General features: G+C 60.1%; 17 protein-coding genes. 6 read left to right on the forward strand and 11 right to left on the reverse strand.

Translation table 11 applies throughout. The annotated features are described in order from the left end of the window. Positions 1 to 19: 19 nt before the first annotated feature. The 8 genes from ASD03_RS17200 to ASD03_RS17235 all read right to left on the reverse strand — a co-directional run bounded on the left by ASD03_RS17200 (position 20) and on the right by ASD03_RS17235 (position 8,986). The gene (locus ASD03_RS17200; RefSeq protein WP_057214395.1) at positions 20 to 925 is read right to left on the reverse strand and encodes a UTP--glucose-1-phosphate uridylyltransferase; all 906 of its coding nucleotides are present in this window, start codon (positions 923 to 925) and stop codon (positions 20 to 22) included. Positions 926 to 929: 4 nt separating this feature from the next. Further along, a complete protein-coding gene (locus ASD03_RS17205; protein WP_057214398.1) occupies positions 930 to 1,946 on the reverse strand; it encodes a glycosyltransferase family 2 protein in 1,017 nt (338 codons plus the stop codon). Next, complete coding sequence (locus tag ASD03_RS17210; RefSeq protein WP_057214475.1) at positions 1,943 to 2,869, reverse strand: glycosyltransferase family 2 protein; 927 nt, start codon at positions 2,867 to 2,869, stop codon at positions 1,943 to 1,945. The genes ASD03_RS17205 and ASD03_RS17210 overlap by 4 nt, the downstream gene beginning before the upstream one ends. A gap of 17 nt (positions 2,870 to 2,886) precedes the next feature. Beyond that, the gene (locus tag ASD03_RS17215) at positions 2,887 to 3,885 is read right to left on the reverse strand and encodes a glycosyltransferase family 2 protein (RefSeq protein WP_025428867.1); all 999 of its coding nucleotides are present in this window, start codon (positions 3,883 to 3,885) and stop codon (positions 2,887 to 2,889) included. Continuing rightward, a complete protein-coding gene (locus tag ASD03_RS17220; RefSeq protein WP_057214478.1) occupies positions 3,882 to 5,084 on the reverse strand; it encodes a hypothetical protein in 1,203 nt (400 codons plus the stop codon). Before ASD03_RS17220 ends, ASD03_RS17215 begins: the two co-directional genes overlap by 4 nt. Before the next feature lie 105 nt (positions 5,085 to 5,189). Next, entirely contained in the window at positions 5,190 to 5,972 is a 783-nt protein-coding gene (locus ASD03_RS17225) for a glycoside hydrolase family 16 protein (protein WP_025428865.1), read from the reverse strand. Between the two features lie 2 nt (positions 5,973 to 5,974). Beyond that, positions 5,975 to 7,090 (reverse strand): acyltransferase, encoded by a 1,116-nt coding sequence (locus ASD03_RS17230; RefSeq protein ID WP_057214401.1) that lies wholly within the window; start codon positions 7,088 to 7,090, stop codon positions 5,975 to 5,977. A 411-nt stretch (positions 7,091 to 7,501) separates the two neighbouring features. Continuing rightward, on the reverse strand, positions 7,502 to 8,986 hold the full coding sequence (locus ASD03_RS17235; RefSeq protein WP_057214481.1) for a lipopolysaccharide biosynthesis protein: 1,485 nt from the start codon (positions 8,984 to 8,986) through the stop codon (positions 7,502 to 7,504). Between the two features lie 124 nt (positions 8,987 to 9,110). Between ASD03_RS17235 and ASD03_RS17240 the strand changes: the two genes are divergently transcribed. Continuing rightward, entirely contained in the window at positions 9,111 to 10,076 is a 966-nt protein-coding gene (locus ASD03_RS17240) for a glycosyltransferase family 2 protein (protein WP_057214402.1), read from the forward strand. An 85-nt stretch (positions 10,077 to 10,161) separates the two neighbouring features. Continuing rightward, positions 10,162 to 11,112 carry a polysaccharide pyruvyl transferase family protein gene (locus tag ASD03_RS17245; protein ID WP_057214406.1) on the forward strand — a complete coding sequence of 317 codons (951 nt, stop codon included), beginning with the start codon at positions 10,162 to 10,164 and terminating at the stop codon, positions 11,110 to 11,112. A gap of 44 nt (positions 11,113 to 11,156) precedes the next feature. Here ASD03_RS17245 and ASD03_RS17250 read toward each other — a convergent pair whose 3' ends face one another. Together ASD03_RS17250 and ASD03_RS17255 are read right to left on the reverse strand one after the other, a co-directional pair. After that, the gene (locus ASD03_RS17250; protein WP_057214484.1) at positions 11,157 to 12,179 is read right to left on the reverse strand and encodes a glycosyltransferase family 2 protein; all 1,023 of its coding nucleotides are present in this window, start codon (positions 12,177 to 12,179) and stop codon (positions 11,157 to 11,159) included. A 152-nt stretch (positions 12,180 to 12,331) separates the two neighbouring features. After that, positions 12,332 to 12,616 (reverse strand): exopolysaccharide production repressor protein, encoded by a 285-nt coding sequence (locus ASD03_RS17255; RefSeq protein WP_057214409.1) that lies wholly within the window; start codon positions 12,614 to 12,616, stop codon positions 12,332 to 12,334. A 784-nt stretch (positions 12,617 to 13,400) separates the two neighbouring features. On the opposite strand from ASD03_RS17255, the gene ASD03_RS17260 reads away from it, so the two are divergent. The 4 genes from ASD03_RS17260 (at position 13,401) to ASD03_RS17275 (ending at position 17,840) form a co-directional block, all read left to right on the forward strand. Then, entirely contained in the window at positions 13,401 to 14,081 is a 681-nt protein-coding gene (locus ASD03_RS17260; RefSeq protein WP_057214412.1) for a sugar transferase, read from the forward strand. A gap of 144 nt (positions 14,082 to 14,225) precedes the next feature. Beyond that, entirely contained in the window at positions 14,226 to 15,428 is a 1,203-nt protein-coding gene (locus tag ASD03_RS17265; protein ID WP_272502213.1) for a polysaccharide biosynthesis/export family protein, read from the forward strand. A gap of 112 nt (positions 15,429 to 15,540) precedes the next feature. Beyond that, positions 15,541 to 16,824, forward strand: a complete 1,284-nt coding sequence (locus tag ASD03_RS17270; RefSeq protein WP_057214415.1) for an O-antigen ligase — start codon at positions 15,541 to 15,543, stop codon at positions 16,822 to 16,824. Positions 16,825 to 16,838: 14 nt separating this feature from the next. Continuing rightward, complete coding sequence (locus ASD03_RS17275) at positions 16,839 to 17,840, forward strand: acyltransferase (RefSeq protein ID WP_057214487.1); 1,002 nt, start codon at positions 16,839 to 16,841, stop codon at positions 17,838 to 17,840. Positions 17,841 to 17,880: 40 nt separating this feature from the next. Here ASD03_RS17275 and galE read toward each other — a convergent pair whose 3' ends face one another. Then, positions 17,881 to 18,867, reverse strand: coding sequence for a UDP-glucose 4-epimerase GalE (galE, locus tag ASD03_RS17280; protein WP_057206363.1), 987 nt, complete (start codon positions 18,865 to 18,867; stop codon positions 17,881 to 17,883). Positions 18,868 to 19,014: the final 147 nt, after the last annotated feature.

A 19,014-nucleotide genomic window follows, 5' to 3' on the forward strand; every position in this document is an offset into this window, starting at 1 on the left:
GGGGCGCCGGAAACCGGGTTTATGCCGCGCGGATGCGGCCTTCGTGAGACAAAACCATGTCCCTGACGGATTCGTAGACCAAATCGCCGATATCCGAACGAGCAAGAGCGAAGGCGACGTTCGCCTCGATGAACCCATGCTTGGAGCCGCAATCGAAGGTTCGGCCATCATAGGGGTGGGCGTGGAACGCCTGGTCCTTGGACAGGTTCAGCATGCCGTCCGTCAGCTGAATTTCGTTGCCGGCGCCGCGCTGCTGACGGGCGAGAATGCCGAAGATCTCAGGCTGGAGAACGTAGCGACCGTTGAGGTAGAAGTTCGAGGGCGCCTCTCCCGCTTTCGGCTTTTCGACCATTTCGGTGACCGCGAAACCATGCGAAACGGACGTTCCCTTGCCCACGATGCCGTATTTGGAGGCATCCTCCGGCGCGCATTGTTCGACGCCGACGACATTGCCTCCGGTTTGACGATAGAGATCCATCAGGCCAGCCATGCAGCCGCGCGCGCCATAGGAAAGCATGTCGGGCAGAAGCAGTGCAAAAGGCTCGTCGCCGATCAGGTCGCGCGCGCACCACACGGCATGTCCGAGGCCGAGCGGCGCCTGTTGCCGGGTGAAGCTGACGGAGCCGGCCCTGGGCAACATGGCTTCGAGCTCGGAAATCTGGGCGTTCTTGCCCGAGCGCGTCAGCGACGAAATCAGCTCGGGCGTATCGTCGAAGTGGTCTTCGATCGCCTGCTTGTTACGGCTGGTGACGAAGACGATATGTTCGATGCCGGCCTCGCGGGCCTCATCGACGGCATATTGCACGACCGGACGATCGACGATCGTCAGCATCTCTTTCGGCACAGCTTTGGTCGCGGGAAGGAAACGCGTGCCGTTGCCGGCAACCGGAATAACTGCTTTTCTGACAGTTCTGATACGGTCCATGGCATTATCCTTTTCTCGTGTGAGGGCTTTTGCCCGAGGTGGATCGTTCAGCCGCCACCGTCATTGTGGCGGGCTTCAAGCGCGACAGCGGCGCAACCAGGCGGCGCAGTCGCACGGCGATCGGCATCCTGAGATGCCGGAGCGCGCGGGGGTTGGAGAGCGCGGTTCTGATGGCGCCGCCCAGCGATCTGGATTTGATGTGTTCAACGAGTGCCAAGAAGGCGCGCGCCTCGTAAAGGCTGCGGCTGCGCTTGCGCTGCATGGCCATCGCGCTTGCGTCGATGGCGTGGGTGCTGAGGAAGTCTGTGTCGGCGGCGATCATCGCATCGACGTGGCGCAGTTCCAGCACGCGCGAGATGGAGCCTTCGCGGATGTGATAACGATAGCCGGCGGACGGATCGACGACACAGCGCCCGCCTTCGGCAAGGGCCGAGGCCAGCAGGATATAGTCTTCGCCGATGCGGATCTCTTCCTTGAAGCGGAGGCGCTTTTGCTCAAGAAACCGACGTTCGAAGATCGGCTTCATGTAGCCGAAATTATAGGTCGACCTGAAAAGCACGTTGGATTCGATGAAGGCGGCAAGGGTGAGAACCGGTGTATTCTCAAGCGTCGTGTCGTCAAACATCCGTTCGCGCCGGCCATCAAGGTTCAGAACCTCCAGATTGTCGACGGCGATATCAGCGCTTTCGCGGCGTGCCCGTGCGATCATTCGCGCAAGTCTTCCGGGGCGAACCGTGTCGTCGGCATCGAGGATGGCGACCCATTCGCCGCGGGCTGCGTCGAGACCGGCGTTGCGCGCGCCGCCAGGGCCCCGGTTGGCCGGAAGTCGGATCACCCGGATACGCGGATCGGCGATAGCCTCGAGGACAGCCGCCGTATTGTCCTGCGACGCATCGTCGACGACGATGACTTCGACCGAGACATCTTCCTGGGCGAGCGCACTGTCGATTGCGCGCGTGATTGTATCAGCCGCCTTGAAGGCCGCGATGACGAAGCTGACATCTGGATTGGTTGTCGTCATGGCGCCGCCACTTCCGATGTGCCGTATTGCTCGAGCTCGCGAACGCCGAAAAGGCCGCTGACGACGCCGGCATGCATGACGGCACGCAGGGCATAGCGCGAACGCGCGACCGGCGAGGCGAGCAGGATGAGGCTTGCGGCAGCGCAATACCCGCACTTTGCGGCGGCACGAACGATCTCGACGGCTTTTCCGCTGCCTGCAGAGGCCTGTGCGAGCAGGCGTCCATGTGTCTGGCCCGAGCGAAAGCGTCGTTTTGCCAACCATTGGAAGCTGGCGCGCTTTTCCGGCACTATTTCGTAGACCAGGGCATCCGACGCATAGGCCAGACGGCCGCCGGCCTTGTGCATATGGGTGAAGAACTCCGTATCTTCACCGCCGGTTCGGCCGAGCGCGAGGTTGAAACGCCGGCCGGCAAGTGCCGGCGTTTTTCGATCGAGCAAGACGTTGCAGGTGTAGCCCGTTATGATCTCGCCGCCGACCCAGACGGGTCGCGTCGAGTGGAAGTCACCGCGGCGCATCCAGGACGGCGCCGAAAGGTCATATTCGGCTCGGACCGGGCCGAGAACCGCCTCGGCCCCGGTGGCTGAGGCCGTCTCCAGCAGACGCACCAGCCAGTCGCGAGCAACCGTTTCGTCGTCATCGACGAAGGCGAGGTAGTCGCCCGATGCGTTATCAAGGCAGGCGTTACGGGCGATCGAGATGTTGCTCGCCGGGCAATGCACATAGTCGATCCCGAAGGGAATTTCCGACCTCAATGCGTCGACAAGACCTTCGGCACTTGGCTGTAGATCGTTGTCGGCGACGATGATCCGAATTGCCGTCCCATCCGGCACGGTAATGGCAGCCAGCGAACGCAGGGTTTCGGCAAGCTCTCGCCGGCGAAACGTGCAGACCGCGATGTCGACCCGAAGGCCGGCGGCCATTTTCTTCGTTGCCTCAATCATGGTGCGACCCGCCTGTTGCGAAGGTCGAGCAGCTCGCGCCAGAAACCGGCGGACCAGGCGAAATGCATCACCATGGCCGAAACCGCTGCCAGCGGGCCGTAGGGGTTTTTCTGGCCGAGCGCCATCCAGGCCCCGTAGCCGATGCAAGCTGCAGCCCAAAGTACGACCGGCACGGCGGCGACCCAGTTGATGACGGCGAGCAGGGCGCCGATTGCGATCGGTGCCACGGCGAGCGGCAACAATTGACGCAGGCTTGGCGCGACGCGATGCTTCAGCACGTTGCGGGCTCGCCCGCGGCCGTAGCTGAAATACTGCCGAAACAGCGGCCCGATCTTTGCCCGGGGGTAATAGACCATGCTCGTTCTGTCGGTCATCCAGATGCGATAGCCGGCCTTGCGGAACCGATAGTCGAACTCGGCATCTTCGTTGTGACTGAAGCTCTCGTCGTAACCGCCGATCGCCTTGAAGGCTGCAATGCGCATCAGCGCATGATGGCCGTGGTCGGCCCAATGGCTTGTGGCCCCGAGCCGGTGTTTGGCGCCGCCATTTCCGAGCTTGGAATTCTGGGCATAGGCCGTCGCCTTCTGAAACGGCGTGAAGCCGACTGTCTCCATGGCAACGACGACGGAGTCGGCGCCGGTTGCGATCACTTCGTCGACGAGCTTCTGGCAATAATCATCAGGATAGGTGCCATGCGCATCGATGCGGATCAGAAAGTCGAAGGATGAGCCATACTCGGCCACCGCAAGATTGATTGCGGCGCTCTGGATGCGCTTGGGATTATCGAGCGCCAGGACGGACGGATCGCCTTGGGCCAGCCGCGCTGCGATTTCGCGGGTGCCATCGGTACTGCCGCCGTCGGCAATCAGGATGACCGCATTAAGTGGCGCCAGTGACGGACGAAGCTTGTCCACCAGAGCTTCGATATGTTCAGCCTCATTGAGGCAGGGGATGACGATCAGGCTGCGCGTCGACGTCAGATCTGTTGTGTTCATGACAAACCACCTTCGTTTTGACGGGCTTGAGAAAGGGGCGTCGCGGGCTCGGGGGCCGTCGATGAAATTGCCGAAAGGCGCCTCACGAGGTTCTCGCAATCGGTGTGGCGAAAGACCCAGGTGTCGGTGTTGCAGGCGGCAACCCGCCCAGACGCATCGGCGTGGCTGTTGGCATCGACCGCTCCAAGGAGCGAAACGAGGTTGTCCGGCTCGGGTTCATCAAGCAGAAAACCAAGACCGCGGACCGCCAGAAAACGGGCCGTCTCCGTGCCGCGCATGGCGATCGGAACCCGTCCGTGTCGGCAGCCCTCATAGAGCCGGTTCGGAAGCAGCCATTTGGAGTTCTGGCCCTCCTCGAAAAAATCGATCGCCCAGGTGAAATCGATCTCGTCGTAGATCGCGCCGAGGTCTTCCGGGCTGCGGTAAGCGCCGTGGAAGGTCATGTGCGGCTCATTGCGAATGAAACCGTCGAAATCGTCGAACTCGGAATAGGCGGGCCGGCCGCGTAGTACGATCTCGAAACGGCCCTCCATGCGGCGCGAGAACGTCGAAAGCAGTTCGAGCGACTTGCGGCAGCGTAGCGCACCGAACCAGCCGATCCGCCAGGGGCCGTCCGGTCGCGCTGTGGGGGCCGCGGAAACCTGCAGGCAATCTCGATCGCCGAGCTCCAGCACCTTGTTCTCCAGCAGCATGACTGGCGTCTCCAACCCGGAGAGTGGGCGGAAATAATGCTCGACGAAGGCGGGAGAACTGGTGATCAAAAGGCGCGCATTGCGTCCGAGATAGGCTTCGCTGGCGCGCATGGCGCGTCCAGCCACGTCCTTGCGCAGAAGCAGGCGGTGAATGTCGAGGCATTCATAGACAATAGGGACATCACCGCCGAACATGGAAACCGCCTTGTTGGCGACGGCGAGCATGTCGAGGTTGCGGGCGATGATCAGGTCGGGCCGGCCGACCGCGCGCAGCTTGGCGGGTAGCGACAGGCAGGCCTTGGTGATCGCTGAGACCCGCTGGGCAAAGCGACCGTCGCGCGTCGTGCCGAGCTCGATCGGATCGATGCCCTCGATCGCGGCCAGTGCGTTCGCGCCCCGGCGAAAGCCGGCCAGCGTCACGCGCGCACCGCCTGCCTTCAACATCAGGATTCGACGGCGAACCGCGGGGTCAGCCAGATCCTGCGCGAAATAAAGTATCTGCAGCATGAAAACATCCGTTTTCGTGCTTAGCCCGAGCCAAGCTTGATTCAAGAAATCGTGCATCGCAACGGTGGCGTTGCGATGCACGGATGCGGCGGCGTTGTGCCGTCCTCAGTTCAATTTGCAGGCGACGGACTCGGCGAACTGGCACTTGTCGTTGGGTGCGGTGAAGGCGATCCGGTCAACCTGCAGCGCTGTCGGCCCCTTGTAGTTAAAGGTGCCCATCCAATCGCTGAGGGTGTCGGTGCCCCACAGGCTGAAGAAGATCTTCTGGGCGTTGGACGGGATCTTGGCGGGATCGGTCACTTCGTGAACCAGTTCACCATTGACGTAGTAACGGATACGCTCCTTCTCCCAGACGAAGGCGTAGTCGTTGAAGCCTTGGTTGGCGCCGCCCGGTACGTCGGCGAGCTTCTCGTTGCCGCCCTTGGCGGAGACGTACTGATTGAGCTGCACCTTTGCCGGGTTCTTGCCGAGCACTTCGAAGTCGATCTCGTCATGCGCCTTTTTGTCGGCAGGACCGATATAGGTAAAGAAGGCTGAGTTCAGCCCCGATCCGTCGGCGGACTTGATGCGGGCTTCGTAGGTCCCATAGCCGAACCGCTTGCGGGTCTGGACCTCGCCGCAGGCATAGTTGCGTTCGCCTGTCTTGCCCTCCTCGAACTTCAGTTCAAGGATGCCGTCAACGACCACCGCCTGCTCCTTCGACCAGGTGCAGTTCTGGTGCGGCCCGTTGTTCCAGCCATCCGAAACATACCAGTGGCCGGTGTCGAGCGTGTCGAAGTTGTCGAGGAACGACGTGCCGGTGGCACCTTCCTGTGCCATTGCGGAGCCGGCAAGGCCGGTGGCGAGACATGTGAGAAGGGCGAGGCGGTGAGGTCTGATCGATCTCATGGTCAGGTCCTTTGCTGTGGCGAGTAGTCGGAGCGACGGCCGGTATCCGGGCGCGCGTTGGCTTGGGAGGAGCCGGTGCGGCTGCCGGTCAGGACGGCGGTGAGGCCCGGTGCCAGGCGCTTGGCAAGCCCATGCGCGGCAACGAGAATGGCGATCGTGATGAACGGGATCGTGAAATAGAACAGGCGATAGTCGGCGATCTCGGTGCGATTCCAGACCATCCAGGAAACGATGAGCAGGGGGTAATGGGCACAGAAGATCCAGAAGCTGAGGCCACCGGTACGCGCCAGGCGTTCGCCGAGCCGGGTGCGCACGAGAAGCGCTGAAACGGCCCAGGATCCGACGATGCCGGAAAGTGCCGTTAGGCTGCGCAGCATATCGACCCAGACCGGGAACTCCGGACCGGTCTGGTAAAGAACGATCGAGAGCGCGACAGCGGCGGCGAGGAAAACGGCGGTGATCGATCGGGCATAGGGGTCGAGCAGCTTGGTATCGATGCGATGCAGGCTCAGATAGATACCGGTGCAGAAGCCGAAGAGGATGGATTTCTTCAGGAAGATGCCATTCGGCAGCGGGAGCACGGCGAAGGCGAGCAGAACACCAAGCGTTTGCAGCGGATAGCGCTTGATCAGCCAGGCCAGCAATGGCGAGAGCAGGATGCATAGCAGCAGATCGCGCAGAAAGTAGAGTGGAACGTTGATCGGCAGCGCCTCAAGTGCGAAAGCAAGGCTCAGCCATTCGCGTGGCGTGGCATTGACCACATCGGGAAGGTAGCCGAAGCCAATATTCTTGAGCTGCGCCACATAGACGAGAGCGAGAAACGCGAGGTTCCACAGAAGGAAGGGAAGCAGCACCGTGCGCGCCTTGGTCCGAAGAGTCTTCTTATAATCGAACGTGTCCAGACCGCGTCGGAACATGAGATAGCCCGAGATCGCGCTGAGGCAGGGAACGCCGACGCGAAACAGGCTGTCGCCCAAAAACACGCGCAGCCAGTCCAGAAACCCATAGGTTCCCAGGAACGGGCTGGTTTGCGGATCATGCGGCACATGTACGAAGACGATGCCCGAGATCAGCACGATGCGCATCAAATTGATCCGCGAGGAAATGTTCGCGTCCATAGCCACGATATCCGTCACTCCTATCTGCCAGCGTCATTTTCGGCGCCGTTTCAACAGAGCAGACTAGAGCCCGCATCGATTAAACTAGGGCAGGGGCGTGGATAAAAATATGGCGCTGCAACAAAAGAATCAGCCATGATTTGTTGCGGTGCAGCATTCGCCACATTTCGAGTTAGCGGCAAAACAACAGGGAATCGACCCCTTCAATCCTTAAAAGCGCACGTATTGTCGCATGTTGTGGAATATGCTCATATTCTCATGAACCAAAGTCTGTGATTGAACACACGCCGATTAATTGCGATCAAAAATTGCAGATTTTTTTTCGTTGATCATTGTCAAATCGGAGTTTTTTTGCTGCCGGCGGCGCGAATTGCGGCGAGTGTAAGGCAGGGCCGAGCTCGCCATTTACGATCATTCCGCAGGTTCTGGCGAAACACCCACCGCGCCGCGCTGGCGGATCATCCGATGTAGTTTCACCAGCAACTGCCGCTCGGTCAGAACCATCAGAATGAGATAGATGAGACCGCCGATGGCAGCCCCGATCAGCACCTGCAAGATGGCGTTGGGAACCAGGGGGCCGAATCGCTCGAGCAGAAAACGCACGGCAAGCGCCATGGCAAAGGCCGCAAACATCGGCCGCGTTGAGACGAAGAAGCCTCTCACGAACGGCATATGGTCGGCCCGGAAGACCACCCATGAATATCCGACCAGCGTCAGAACGTTGACGATGCAAAGCGCGATCATCGCGTCGATCAGTGAGCCGTTGATGGCCCCATACGCGACCGCGCCGGTGGTGATGACAGCTCGGATCACAGCCCACCAGAACAGGACGGCGCCCTGGCCGATGCCTTTGAGATAGGGCACGTAGGTGCTGCAGGGGGTCAGGATGCCCTTGGACAAAGCCAGAAGGCCGAGAACGGGCCAGGCCGCCGCCCATTGGCTGCCGAAGAGGACGAGCATCGCTGGTTCGGCGAGCGCCCACAGCCCGAACATCATCGGAGCAAGCAACACCGTGGTGACCTGCGTGCTTAGCATCAACGCCTGCGACCGGCGCTCGCGATCCTCGCCCATATGGCTGAAGGCGGGGAAAAGCACACCCATGACAGCTGAAAGCACGATCTGGTTTGGAATGCTGGAGAACCGGTTGGCGGCGGAATAGGCGCCGGCATCGGAAAGACCGAGATAGCGGGAGATCACCACCATTGGCGACTGGAAGGTAATGAAATTTGCGATTTCGGAGCCCATCATGCCGAGACTGAAGCGGCTTAATATCCATACGCGCCGAAACGAGAAGACCAGCCTCGGTACGTAGCCGGAGACGGCATAAAGCCCGAAAAGGCGGATCAACGCCGATACGAAGAGCTGCCCGAGGAGCGACCACACGCCGAAACCGGCGAGCGCCATGGCGACGGCGACGAGAGCGCCGAGCGTTTCCGAAATCATGCTCCAGGCGGCATCCTTGCTGAAATTCATGCGCCGGGCCAGGAGCGCATAAGCGACATCGCCGCCGAGCTGAAGCGGAATGAGCAGGCTCATCATCTTCAATAGGTAGGCAGCTTCCGGCGCCCCCAGCAGCGTTGCGAGCGGTGCGGCAAAGACAAAAAGCCCAAGCGCCATTGCCATTGAAATCGCCAGATTCGCCCAGAATGCGGAATGGACAAGGTCCATTTCCTCGTCGCGCTGAATGATCAGCGCGGAGGCCAGACCGGCGCCGCCGATCATTGCCAGAAACTGCACGACGGTGAGTGCGACAGCGACTGTTCCGAACTCTTCAGGCGTCAGGATGCGCGCAAGAATAGGCACGGTGACAAATTTCAGCCCGAATGTGCCTGTCTTTGAGAGCACGCTCCAGCCGACGTTACGGGTGACGGATTTGGCATTGACGGTTGAGGGCATGGCGAACATCCCGTGAGCCCTTTGAAAGAATGAGTGACAAAGGACAAGCGATAGACATACGGCCGCGACCCAGTGGGAGGAGACCACGCAAGACTCTTTGTAGAGAAGCCTCAGGGGCGAAAAGATGGCAAAGCTGACGATTATTATACCTTACTACCAGAAGGAGCCGGGCATCCTTCGGCGGGCGCTTTCGTCCGTCTTCGCCCAGACATTTCAGGACTTCCATGTTTTGGTCGTCGACGATCAATCTCCTTATCCTGTTGATGAGGAGCTGGCGCCGCTCAGCGAAAACATGCGCGAGCGCATCACCATCGTGCGCCAACCCAACCAGGGACCGGGCGGCGCACGCAACACCGGGCTCGACCATGTTCCTGAGGATTCGGAGTTCGTAGCATTCCTTGATTCCGACGACGTCTGGACGCCGGATCACCTCAGAAATGCCTATCAAAGCCTGACGCGATTCGATGCCGATTGTTATTGGGCGTCGATAACGGGAGGCGATGCATTCTACTACCATTTTGGAGTCGCCGATCTCCTGAAGAGCGATACCTGCATCCGGCTGCAGGAGAGCCCGCTGGTCGTGGAAATCCCCGATCTATCCAACGTCATGCTGAGGAATTGGAGCTTTCTGCACCTTTCCTGCATGGTGATCGGGCGCTCGCTGTTCGAAACGATCCGCTTCGATGCCGCACTCCGGCTGGCAGCCGAGGACGTGCTGTTCTTCTGCGATTGCGTGCTGTCGGCGCGACGTGTGGTCCTTTGCGATGCCGCGGGTGCGGAACGCGGCGAGGGCATCAACATCTTCCATTCGATCGACAACGATTCGCCGGAATTTCTGCAGCAGCAGTTCAACACTTTCGTGGCGCTTGAAACGCTTGAGGGCCGCTTTTCGCGCCGGCCGCAGGAAATCGCCTCGATCCGCTCCTATCAGCATACGGCCCGCCGTCAGGCATTGTGGAGTCAGGCTCGGCGCCTGCGTCGCAGGAAGGTGCCACAGTTCAGGCTGCTTGCCCGCTGGGTATGGCGCGATCCGAAATTGTTGCAAAGCGCCCTTGAACTGGCCGTCGGCAAACTGTCACCGCAACACTGATCACGAAGACAGCATCCCTCAGAAGGGAGAAAGACCCGCCGCTTGCGGCGCCGGACACATTTTTATTTGAGAGAAGGGACCGCTTATGAAGCCCTATTACTGGGAATCACATCACGGAAATTTTGGAGACGACCTCAATCTTTGGCTCTGGGATTTCCTCTTGCCTGGTTTCCGCGACAGCCATGACGACATTCTGCTCGTCGGCGTCGGTACGGTGCTCAATCGAGCGTTATTACCCGACGGCATGCGAAAATTGGTGCTTGGCAGCGGCTTTGGCTATGGCACGCTTCCGGATATGCGCGATACGGCGGAATGGGACATTCGTTGTGTGCGCGGCCCGCTGACGGCCGAAAAGGTCGGTATCGAACCCGAACGCGGCATTGTTGACCCGGCGGTGATGGTCGCCGAGATGCCGGAGTTCCAGAACTTGCCCAAGATCCACAAGCGTAGCTTCGTGCCCCATTGGGAGAGTGCGATTGCCGGCATGTGGCCGACGACCTGCGGCACGGTCGGCCTGCACTACATCGACCCGCGTGGAGAGGCCGGAGCCGTGATCCGGGAGATCGCGCAGTCCGAGCTGATCGTGGCCGAATCGATGCACGGAGCGATCCTCGCGGACGCCTTTCGCGTTCCGTGGGTCGCGGTCTCGACTTCGAACAGCATCAACAGCTTCAAATGGAACGATTGGGCCCGGACGGTCGGGGTCACCTATCGCCCTCGCCATGTCCCGGTTTCAAGCCGGGCGGAAGCGATGATCAAGGGGACCCGGTTCTGGGGCATGGGTTTTGATATCGCCGAGACCTATGGTGAAGACCCGAACCGGCGGCAGATCGACGGAGACCTGGTCGTCGGAGCGACCCAGCCAAGGCAAACTTTCTTGCGTGGAGCGGCCAAGCAGCTTCTGGCGGCGCCGTCGACGTTGGCATTGTGGCAGGCAAGCAGAGCGCAGCCGCAATTGAGCGAAGACCGCGTCCTGGCCGAACGCAAGGCACGCTTCCGCGACGTACTCGATACAGTTCGTCGCGATTATCTCTAAGGGCTGAGATCAAGCGGCGCCCCGAGCGGGCGCCGTTTAGCCTATCATTGGCTCAACTCAGCGGAAGCTGGGAGCAGGTAGCGCAGCCGCCCCGAGCCGCCGAGTTCCACCGGAGCGTCCGGCTTGCCCGATCGCATACGTTCGGTCTTATCGGCAAAGATCCCACCGGCGACTGCCGGAACGGCCCCCGGCTTGCCGAGCAGGTAGGTGACGGCAGCCATTGGGCCGCCCTCGCGCTTCAGGTCGAGAAAGCGCCGATGTTCGTAACGTCCCCGGATATGGCGTTCATGCCGGCGGATCACGGCCGTCGCTTCTGCACTCAATTGATTGTCGGCGAGGATGGCACGGTCGGCCTCATAAAGGCGCTTCAGGTCTTCGGTGCGGTGACTACCGCTGAGCGAATTGCCACGCACGATCGCCGCATAGCCGCAGCTGTGGATGATCTTGTAGCGTGCACCCTTGGCAAGCGCCCGCAGATAGAGGTCGTAGTCTTCCCCGAGGCGGAGGGTCTCGTTGTAAGCGAGTTGATGGCTGGACAGGAACGCACGCCGCATGAGGGGTTTGAGAAAACCGATCTCGCCACGCCTGACACCGCGGCGCGAGATATTGCCTTCGACGAAGCCGGTGAGATCGAGAAGGCGCGGCTCCGGTTGGAACCGGCCCACGTCGGCCGCTGCGCTGGCGGCAGCCGTCTCGTCCATGAAGGCGATGTTGTCGGCGACAAAATCCCAATCCGAAACCCCAAGAAGCTGGGCCAGCCTGCCGGGCAGAAAGAAATCGTCGGCATCGAGGATGGCGAGGATAGGCGAGCGGCTGATCGAGATCGCGTGGTTTCGTGCTGCAGCCGGCCCCCTGTTTTTTTCAAAGCGCACGACGTTCAATCGCCCGGTGTCATCGGCAGCGGACAGGGCGGCTGATGCGGTCGTGTCGGTCGAGCCGTCGTCGATGACGATGACCTCGGCCGTTTCCGGCTCGGCCAGAGCCGAAGCGACGGCCCTTGCGATCGTTTCGGCGGCATTTTTTGCGGCGATGATGACACAAACGTCCATCGTTGCAGCTGCGGTCATTGTGGCCTCCAGCGTTACGTCGGGCATGGCCGGCATTGGTATTCCTTGCTGGCCCGCCGCACGATGCAACGGGATCATGTCGCAACCGCGTCAAAACGTTGACATTTTTGTTGTAGGCATCGCGGGCGGCGAGGGGAGCTCCCCACCGTGCCCTACGGGTTGAAGTGACCCGGCCTGTTCAAACGCCCCGGCGAAACCTTACCCGCCTGTTTTTCATCGGTCGTTGCGCGTGCGTTCTCGGCCGCCTGCCTGTCGCGCTCGCGGGCCTTCTGCCAGACGAGAAAAACGACAGCCAGAAAATACCCGACCTGCATCAAGACGGCGCAAATCAAGGTTTGAAAAAGGGTCGAGGTAAGCGAACCGTTCAGCAGATAGGTGACGATGGCAAAGACCGCCAAAGCGCCAATCATGCTCGCAAAGACGCGTGGTGCGAACATCGCGCTACCTTGCCTTCGGGGCTGTTGTTGGTGTCTCCATATGAGCTAAGGCCCTTCCCACCACAGAGGTTCAATATATTGGCGGTTATCCCTCGGTTCAACCGACAATAACCGCACATGCGATATAAGCCGCTATAGCCCCTAAAATGTTTATGTCGCCTTTAGAACAGGCCGCCTCCAATCAAATTCCGTTGATTGCACGGCGTGGGGCGGATGCAAGGAATCAGTTTGCGGCCGGCCATATCGAGGTTGGTTAGGGGTTTAACGGGGCGAAATGTGTCGCTCGATATTCCACCCTCCGTGGGTTTCGCCCTGTTTCGCTCGTCTCGAAGTTGGCCTCGCTCTCACTTTGTTATCAACTTTTGTTACAAGATTCGCGTTTGTGAAGGTTTTGTGCGTGCAGTGCAAAAGAATGCTGCGCCGCAAAAAGCGCCCGTGAATTTGACGGATTTCAATTTACAGAGGGGGAAAATCTTCTGATGCAAGACGAAAGCAAACATCACTAGTTCAAGGTAAGGCCAATTTTTTCATGAGTAAATTCGGTTTGCCCGCGAACTACATCGAAATCGACTGGAAGCCACTTGGCTCGCCATGAATAGATGATCTTCGGTCCCGAAGAAATATTACATATTCGCGATCGATGATATACGTCCGCGAACCGCGGGCACGGCACCGGCCATCATTTCGCCTTTAAAAACCAAATTCTAACCATACACTCATTCTTGGATACGAGTGCGCCCCCACAGGGGACCGACCAATCGCCAACGTAAATGGAGTCTTCTCTATGAAGTCTGCGACTCGATCGGCCAATTCGCCGTTTTTCAGTACCGCAGAGTCGGGAGCATTTCGTCCGGTAGGAGGAATATCGAAGCGTGGCTTTGATATTTTCACCGCTTCACTGGCTCTCGTCTTTCTCAGTCCGCTCTTCCTGCTCTTGATGATGCTCGTCAAGTTTTCCGATGGTGGATCCGTTTTTTACGGTCACCGCCGTATCGGCCATAACGGCCGTGCATTCCGCTGCCTGAAATTCCGCACGATGCGGGCAGACGGAGATCGGCTCTTGCAGGACTATCTCCGCAACAATCCGGGCGCCTACGAGGAATGGCGTGCGACGCGCAAGCTTCAGGACGACCCGCGCGTGACCATTGTCGGCAGCGTTCTGCGCAAACTCAGCCTCGACGAGTTGCCGCAGCTGATCAACATCATCCGTGGTGAGATGAGCATCGTCGGCCCGCGCCCTGTCGTGGAAGACGAACTCGAACTCTACGACGCCGCAGCCGTGTTCTATCTGCAGTCTCGCCCGGGTCTTACCGGCCTGTGGCAGATCAGCGGCAGGAATGACGTTTCCTATGCCGCCCGCGTCGCCTTCGACACGCACTATGTACAGAACTGGTCGCTGATCCGCGACTTCTTCATCGTCGTCAAGACGATCCCCGCAGTCTGCTTTTCTCGCGGCAGCTACTGACAAACGCTGCGCCACGGAGCCTGACGACCTCGTCGTCGGACGCCGGCGCGCGCGACCAGCAACCGGGAAACCGTAATGAAACATCAAATTGCCAAGGGGAGATCGCGTATCTCCCTCCGAAAGCCGTATTCTCTGAAGGTCGCCATGCTGGCGGCCATAACTGTGTTCGGCACCTTGCCTGTCCATGCCGACGAGTACCATCTCGGCGTCATGGACAAGTTGAAGATCCGCGTGGCCGAATGGCAGACCGCAGAAGGTGCTGTGCGCGACTGGTCGGTGGTCAGCGGCGAATACACCGTTGGTGCCTCCGGCATGGTCTCCATCCCCTTCATCGGCGATCTGCCGGCGGCGGGCAAAACGACCAACGAGATGAGCGAGGCGATCGGCCTCAAGATGCAGACGCTGTTCGGCCTGCGTGATCGGCCTTCGGCGTCGGTCGAGCTCGCGCAGTATCGTCCGGTCTATCTTTCCGGAGAAATCCAGAAGCCCGGTGAGTACCCTTACGTGCCGAACCTGACGGTCCTCAAGGCCGTCAGCCTTGGCGGCGGGTTGAGACGTTCGGAAAGCGGACAGCGCTTCGCACGCGACTACATCAACGCACGCGGAGATTCGAGCGTGCAGGTCTCCGAACGCAACCGGTTGCTTATCCGGCGCGCGCGCCTGCAGGCGGAGATCGCCGGCAAGGAAAAGATCGAATTGCCGAAGGACTTGAAGGACGCGCCTGACGTCGCCGGCTTGCTTGAAAGCGAGACTGCATTGATGGTTTCGCGCGACAAAAGGCAGAAACGCCAGCTGGCGTCGCTGGCCGATCTCAAGTCTCTGCTCGAAAGCGAAATCCAGGCACTGGCGAAAAAGTCAGAAACGCAGAACCGTCAATTGGATCTGGTGATCGAGGACCGGGACAAGATCGAGGGGCTTGCCGAAAAGGGGCTGGCGCTGAGCGCGCGCAAGCTCGCGCTGGAACAGCGCGTGGCGGAGCTGCAGTCAGCTGTTCTGGATATCGACACGGCGTCTCTGAAGGCAAAGCAGGATGTCAGCAAGGCCACCCAGGACGATACCAACCTGCGCAACGATTGGGATGCCCAGCTTGCCCAGGACCTGCAGAACACCGAAGCTGAGCTCGATACGCTGTCCATCAAACTTGGCACCAGTCGCGACCTCATGACCGAGGCGCTGCTGCAATCGGCCGAGGCGGCACAGTCCAAGGACGACATGTCGGACGCTGTCATCAGCTATTCGATCGTCCGTGAAAAGGATGGCAAGGCGCAACAGATTGCCGCCGACGAGAACACGCCGGTGCTGCCGGGCGACGTGATCAAGGTCGAAGCCAATCTGGCGATGCGCTAGAGCCTTTCCAAGGAAAAGTGCGAAGCGGTTTTCCGTCAGGAAATGCTTGGAAATAAAGAGATGGAGCGTTTCTGTGACTCTGTTTAACCCGGCTACGCTCTAAGGAATCGTGATGAGGATTTCCAAGGCAAGCCTCGTTTCTCCTGGTGCAAACCAGACCTACGGTACGTTTGCGCTGGCGATATCGTTCTTCGTCTTTGCCTATTCCTCGCGGTTCGGGCAGGCGTCGATCCTTGTCTACTATGCGCTGTGGCTGCCGTTGGTGCTCGTCGACTATCGAAGCGTGCTCGGCAATTACGGCAGATATATCTGGATCCTTGCCTTTGCCGTCTTTGCCTGCCTTTCCGTCTTCTGGTCGGCAGCGCCCGGGATGACGGCAAGGACGGGAGTTCAGTATCTCTCGCATGTCGTTTGCGCGCTGATTGCCATGCGCACGATCGACATCCGCACGCTCGTGCGCGGCGCACTGGCGGGCGTCGGTATCGTGCTCACCTATTCGCTGCTGTTCGGCGTCTACCACCTCGATCCGCTCGACGGTACGTTCAGCTTTGTCGGCGCCTTTTCCTCGAAGAACCAGCTTGGCTTTTACGCCTCACTCGGGATCTACTTCGCCTTCATCGCCCCAGTCGCGCTCAGGGAACGCGGGCTTTGGCTCGCCGCCGCCGGGGCCGTCGGGCTGATATCAGCCTATTCGCTGCTTGCCTCGCAATCGGCGACGTCGGTTCTGACGGCCGTCGCCATCGTTGGCTGCTGGCTCGGCATGCGCGCCGTGGGCATGCTGTCGCCCGGTCATCGCAAGGGACTGTTCTTAGGTGCTGTTGTCGTCGGCGGGATCACCGCCGTCGCTGCGACCTACGGCGGCGGCGTCGACCTCGTTCTCGGCCTCTTCGGCAAGGATTCCACGCTTACGGGGCGAACCTACCTTTGGCAGCAAGGGATACAAGCCGCTTTATCCTCGCCTGTCGTCGGGGTGGGCTACCAGGCCTATTGGGTCCAGGGCTTCTCCGAACCCGAACGTCTCTGGGAAGAGTTCTTCATCGCCACCCGCTCGGGCTTCCACTTCCACAACACCTTCATCGAGGCGATGGTGGAGACCGGAGCAATCGGGCTCGTGCTCCTCTGCAACGTGCTTCTGGTCACTGTCTTCGGCCATATCAAACGGTTGCTGGCCTACGACCATCACACCGAATCCTCGGTGCTCTTCGGCGTCGCCATGCTGCTTTTCGTGCGGGCGTTTGTCGAAATCGACATCATGAATCCCTATCACGTCGGTTCGTTCCTGCTCTACTTCGCAGCTGGCAAGCTGACGATCAGGCAGGGCCGGCGCGTCGTCACCGAGCGGCGCCTTGCAGAGGGCAGGGTGTTGGCGAGCCATCATCCGCAGCTGAGGTTCTGATGGCACCAACGCCGATGAAAACCATCCACGGCATCCAGTATCTGCGTGCGCTTGCGGCGCTGGGGGTCGTGCTCTTTCACGCAGCCGAACGGACAGGCCATCACTTCGCGATCGGCGCGGCCGGGGTCGACGTCTTCTTCGTCATCAGCGGCTTTATCATGTGGGTGATCAGTGACCGGCGCCCGGCCACGCCGCTGGCATTCCTTAGAGAGCGGCTACGCCGGATTGCGCCGATCTATTGGCTCGCCACCTTGGTGATGATCGGCGGCGGCGTTGCCGGCCTTTTCCCGAACCTCGTGCTGACGCTCGGGCATATCCTGGCGTCCTTGATGTTCATTCCCGTGCGTTCGCCCAGCAGCGGCGAGATCTGGCCGGTGCTCGTGCAAGGTTGGACACTCAACTTCGAAATGTTCTTCTACGTCGTCTTTGCGGCTTCGTTGATGCTGCCAAGACACCGCCGGCTACCGGTGATGGCAGCGCTGTTTGTGTCGCTTGTATTGCTGGGTCTCGCGATCGATACGCAAAACGCGCTGTTTTTAACCTATACGCGCCCGGTCATCCTGGAATTTGTCGCCGGCATGATTGTCGCCGAATTCTGGCTGCGGGGCAGGGTTGCCGGTCCGGGCCTCGGCATTGTGCTTGTCTTAAGCGCATTCACCGGATTTGCAGCCCTTGCCGTCCTGCGCCTGCCGTTTGACGAAAGAATATTAGGCCCGCTGGCGGTCATGCTTGTCGTTGGCACGCTTGCGCTTGAAGCCGGCGGCTGGTTTCAAAAATGGACATTACCGACGTTGCTCGGCGATGCCTCCTATTCGATCTACCTCTGGCACACCTTCGCCATATCGGTCGTCGTCAAGGCTGCTGCGATGATCGGTCTGAACTCAGTGCTGACGCTGCTCTGCGCTTTGGCCGCTGGCACGCTGGCCGGTATTGCGGCCTATCTCCTGATTGAGCGTCCGCTTCTTCGACGTACCCGCTCCAGATTGCCTCTGAACCGGGTACGCGAGGCATCCTAGCCATCTATGCCAGGGGTGCGATCAGTCGAAGTCGCTGATGTCAGGCGCCCTGGTTGCGGCGGGAATGCCAGTTCCAGGCCGTGCGCGTGATTGCCGCCAGGTCGTATTGCGGCTCCCAGCCAAGGACTTCGCGAGCCTTGTCGTTGTTTGCGACAAGCGTGGTCGAATCTCCCTCACGGCGATCGACATAGTCGATGCCGAAGCTGCGGCCCGAGACATCGGTAATGGCGTTCAGCAGTTCCTTCACCGTCGTGCCGGTGCCCGTACCGAGATTGAGTTCGACGCTGTCGCCGCCTTCAAGCAGGTATTCGACGGCGCGAACATGGGCGTCGGCGAGGTCGAGGACGTGGATATAGTCGCGCACGCAGGTGCCGTCGCGGGTGTCGTAGTCCGTGCCGAAGACCTTGAAGCCGTCGCGGCGGCCAAGAGCGGCATCGATTGCCAGCGGGATCGCGTGTGTCTCGGGTTCATGCCACTCGCCGATCCGCCCTTCCGGGTCGGCACCGGCAGCGTTGAAATAGCGCAGGATGACCGAGCGCAGGCCCTTGTACTGGCCATAGTCCTTCAATGCCTGCTCGCAGACCCACTTCGTGCGGCCATAGGGGTTGATCGGGGCCTGGCGGTGCTGTTCGTCGATCGGCACGCTCTCCGGCAGGCCGTAGGTGGCGCAGGTCGACGAGAACACGAAGGCTTCGATGCCGGCGGACAGTGCTGCCGACAGAAGGGTCAAGGTCCCGATGACGTTGTTGTCATAGAACGAGACCGGATCCTTGACGGATTCCCCGACCTCGATCATTGCGGCGAAATGCAGGATCGCCCGCGGCTTGTGGCGTGCAAGCACCTCATCGAGGCGCTGGCGGTCGCGGATGTCACCCTTTTCCAGAACACCCCATTTGACGAACTCCTCGTGGCCGTTCGACAGATTGTCGTAGACCACGGGTTCGAACCCCTTGGACGCAAGCTGAAGGCAGGTGTGCGAGCCGATATAGCCGGCGCCGCCGACGACAAGAACCTTGTTATTTGTCATGAATATCTCAATCTCGGGCTTGGAAGGAATTGGCAAAGTTTTCAATGAACAATGGCCGAATTGTCAATGGCTCGTGGCGCGTTTCGCGCGATCGTCTGCTCTCTTTCCGCACCATGATCCACATGCCGCTTGATCCCAGCAAAAGAA

It is taken from the genome of Ensifer sp. Root127 (genome assembly GCF_001425225.1).
GTDB lineage: Bacteria > Pseudomonadota > Alphaproteobacteria > Rhizobiales > Rhizobiaceae > Ensifer > Ensifer canadensis.

What these genes read in the sequence shown, in the direction of transcription:
- ASD03_RS17200 (WP_057214395.1), bottom strand. Translation starts at nt 925, where the DNA reads ATGGACCGTATCAGAACTGTCAGAAAAGCAGTTATTCCGGTTGCCGGC.
- ASD03_RS17250 (WP_057214484.1), bottom strand. Translation starts at nt 12,179, where the DNA reads ATGACCGCAGCTGCAACGATGGACGTTTGTGTCATCATCGCCGCAAAA.
- ASD03_RS17220 (WP_057214478.1), bottom strand. Translation starts at nt 5,084, where the DNA reads ATGCTGCAGATACTTTATTTCGCGCAGGATCTGGCTGACCCCGCGGTT.
- ASD03_RS17215 (WP_025428867.1), bottom strand. Translation starts at nt 3,885, where the DNA reads ATGAACACAACAGATCTGACGTCGACGCGCAGCCTGATCGTCATCCCC.
- galE (WP_057206363.1), bottom strand. Translation starts at nt 18,867, where the DNA reads ATGACAAATAACAAGGTTCTTGTCGTCGGCGGCGCCGGCTATATCGGC.
- ASD03_RS17230 (WP_057214401.1), bottom strand. Translation starts at nt 7,090, where the DNA reads ATGGACGCGAACATTTCCTCGCGGATCAATTTGATGCGCATCGTGCTG.
- ASD03_RS17275 (WP_057214487.1), top strand. Translation starts at nt 16,839, where the DNA reads ATGAAAACCATCCACGGCATCCAGTATCTGCGTGCGCTTGCGGCGCTG.
- ASD03_RS17235 (WP_057214481.1), bottom strand. Translation starts at nt 8,986, where the DNA reads ATGCCCTCAACCGTCAATGCCAAATCCGTCACCCGTAACGTCGGCTGG.
- ASD03_RS17265 (WP_272502213.1), top strand. Translation starts at nt 14,226, where the DNA reads ATGCTGGCGGCCATAACTGTGTTCGGCACCTTGCCTGTCCATGCCGAC.
- ASD03_RS17205 (WP_057214398.1), bottom strand. Translation starts at nt 1,946, where the DNA reads ATGACGACAACCAATCCAGATGTCAGCTTCGTCATCGCGGCCTTCAAG.
- ASD03_RS17210 (WP_057214475.1), bottom strand. Translation starts at nt 2,869, where the DNA reads ATGGCCGCCGGCCTTCGGGTCGACATCGCGGTCTGCACGTTTCGCCGG.
- ASD03_RS17245 (WP_057214406.1), top strand. Translation starts at nt 10,162, where the DNA reads ATGAAGCCCTATTACTGGGAATCACATCACGGAAATTTTGGAGACGAC.
- ASD03_RS17240 (WP_057214402.1), top strand. Translation starts at nt 9,111, where the DNA reads ATGGCAAAGCTGACGATTATTATACCTTACTACCAGAAGGAGCCGGGC.
- ASD03_RS17270 (WP_057214415.1), top strand. Translation starts at nt 15,541, where the DNA reads ATGAGGATTTCCAAGGCAAGCCTCGTTTCTCCTGGTGCAAACCAGACC.
- ASD03_RS17260 (WP_057214412.1), top strand. Translation starts at nt 13,401, where the DNA reads ATGAAGTCTGCGACTCGATCGGCCAATTCGCCGTTTTTCAGTACCGCA.
- ASD03_RS17225 (WP_025428865.1), bottom strand. Translation starts at nt 5,972, where the DNA reads ATGAGATCGATCAGACCTCACCGCCTCGCCCTTCTCACATGTCTCGCC.
- ASD03_RS17255 (WP_057214409.1), bottom strand. Translation starts at nt 12,616, where the DNA reads ATGTTCGCACCACGCGTCTTTGCGAGCATGATTGGCGCTTTGGCGGTC.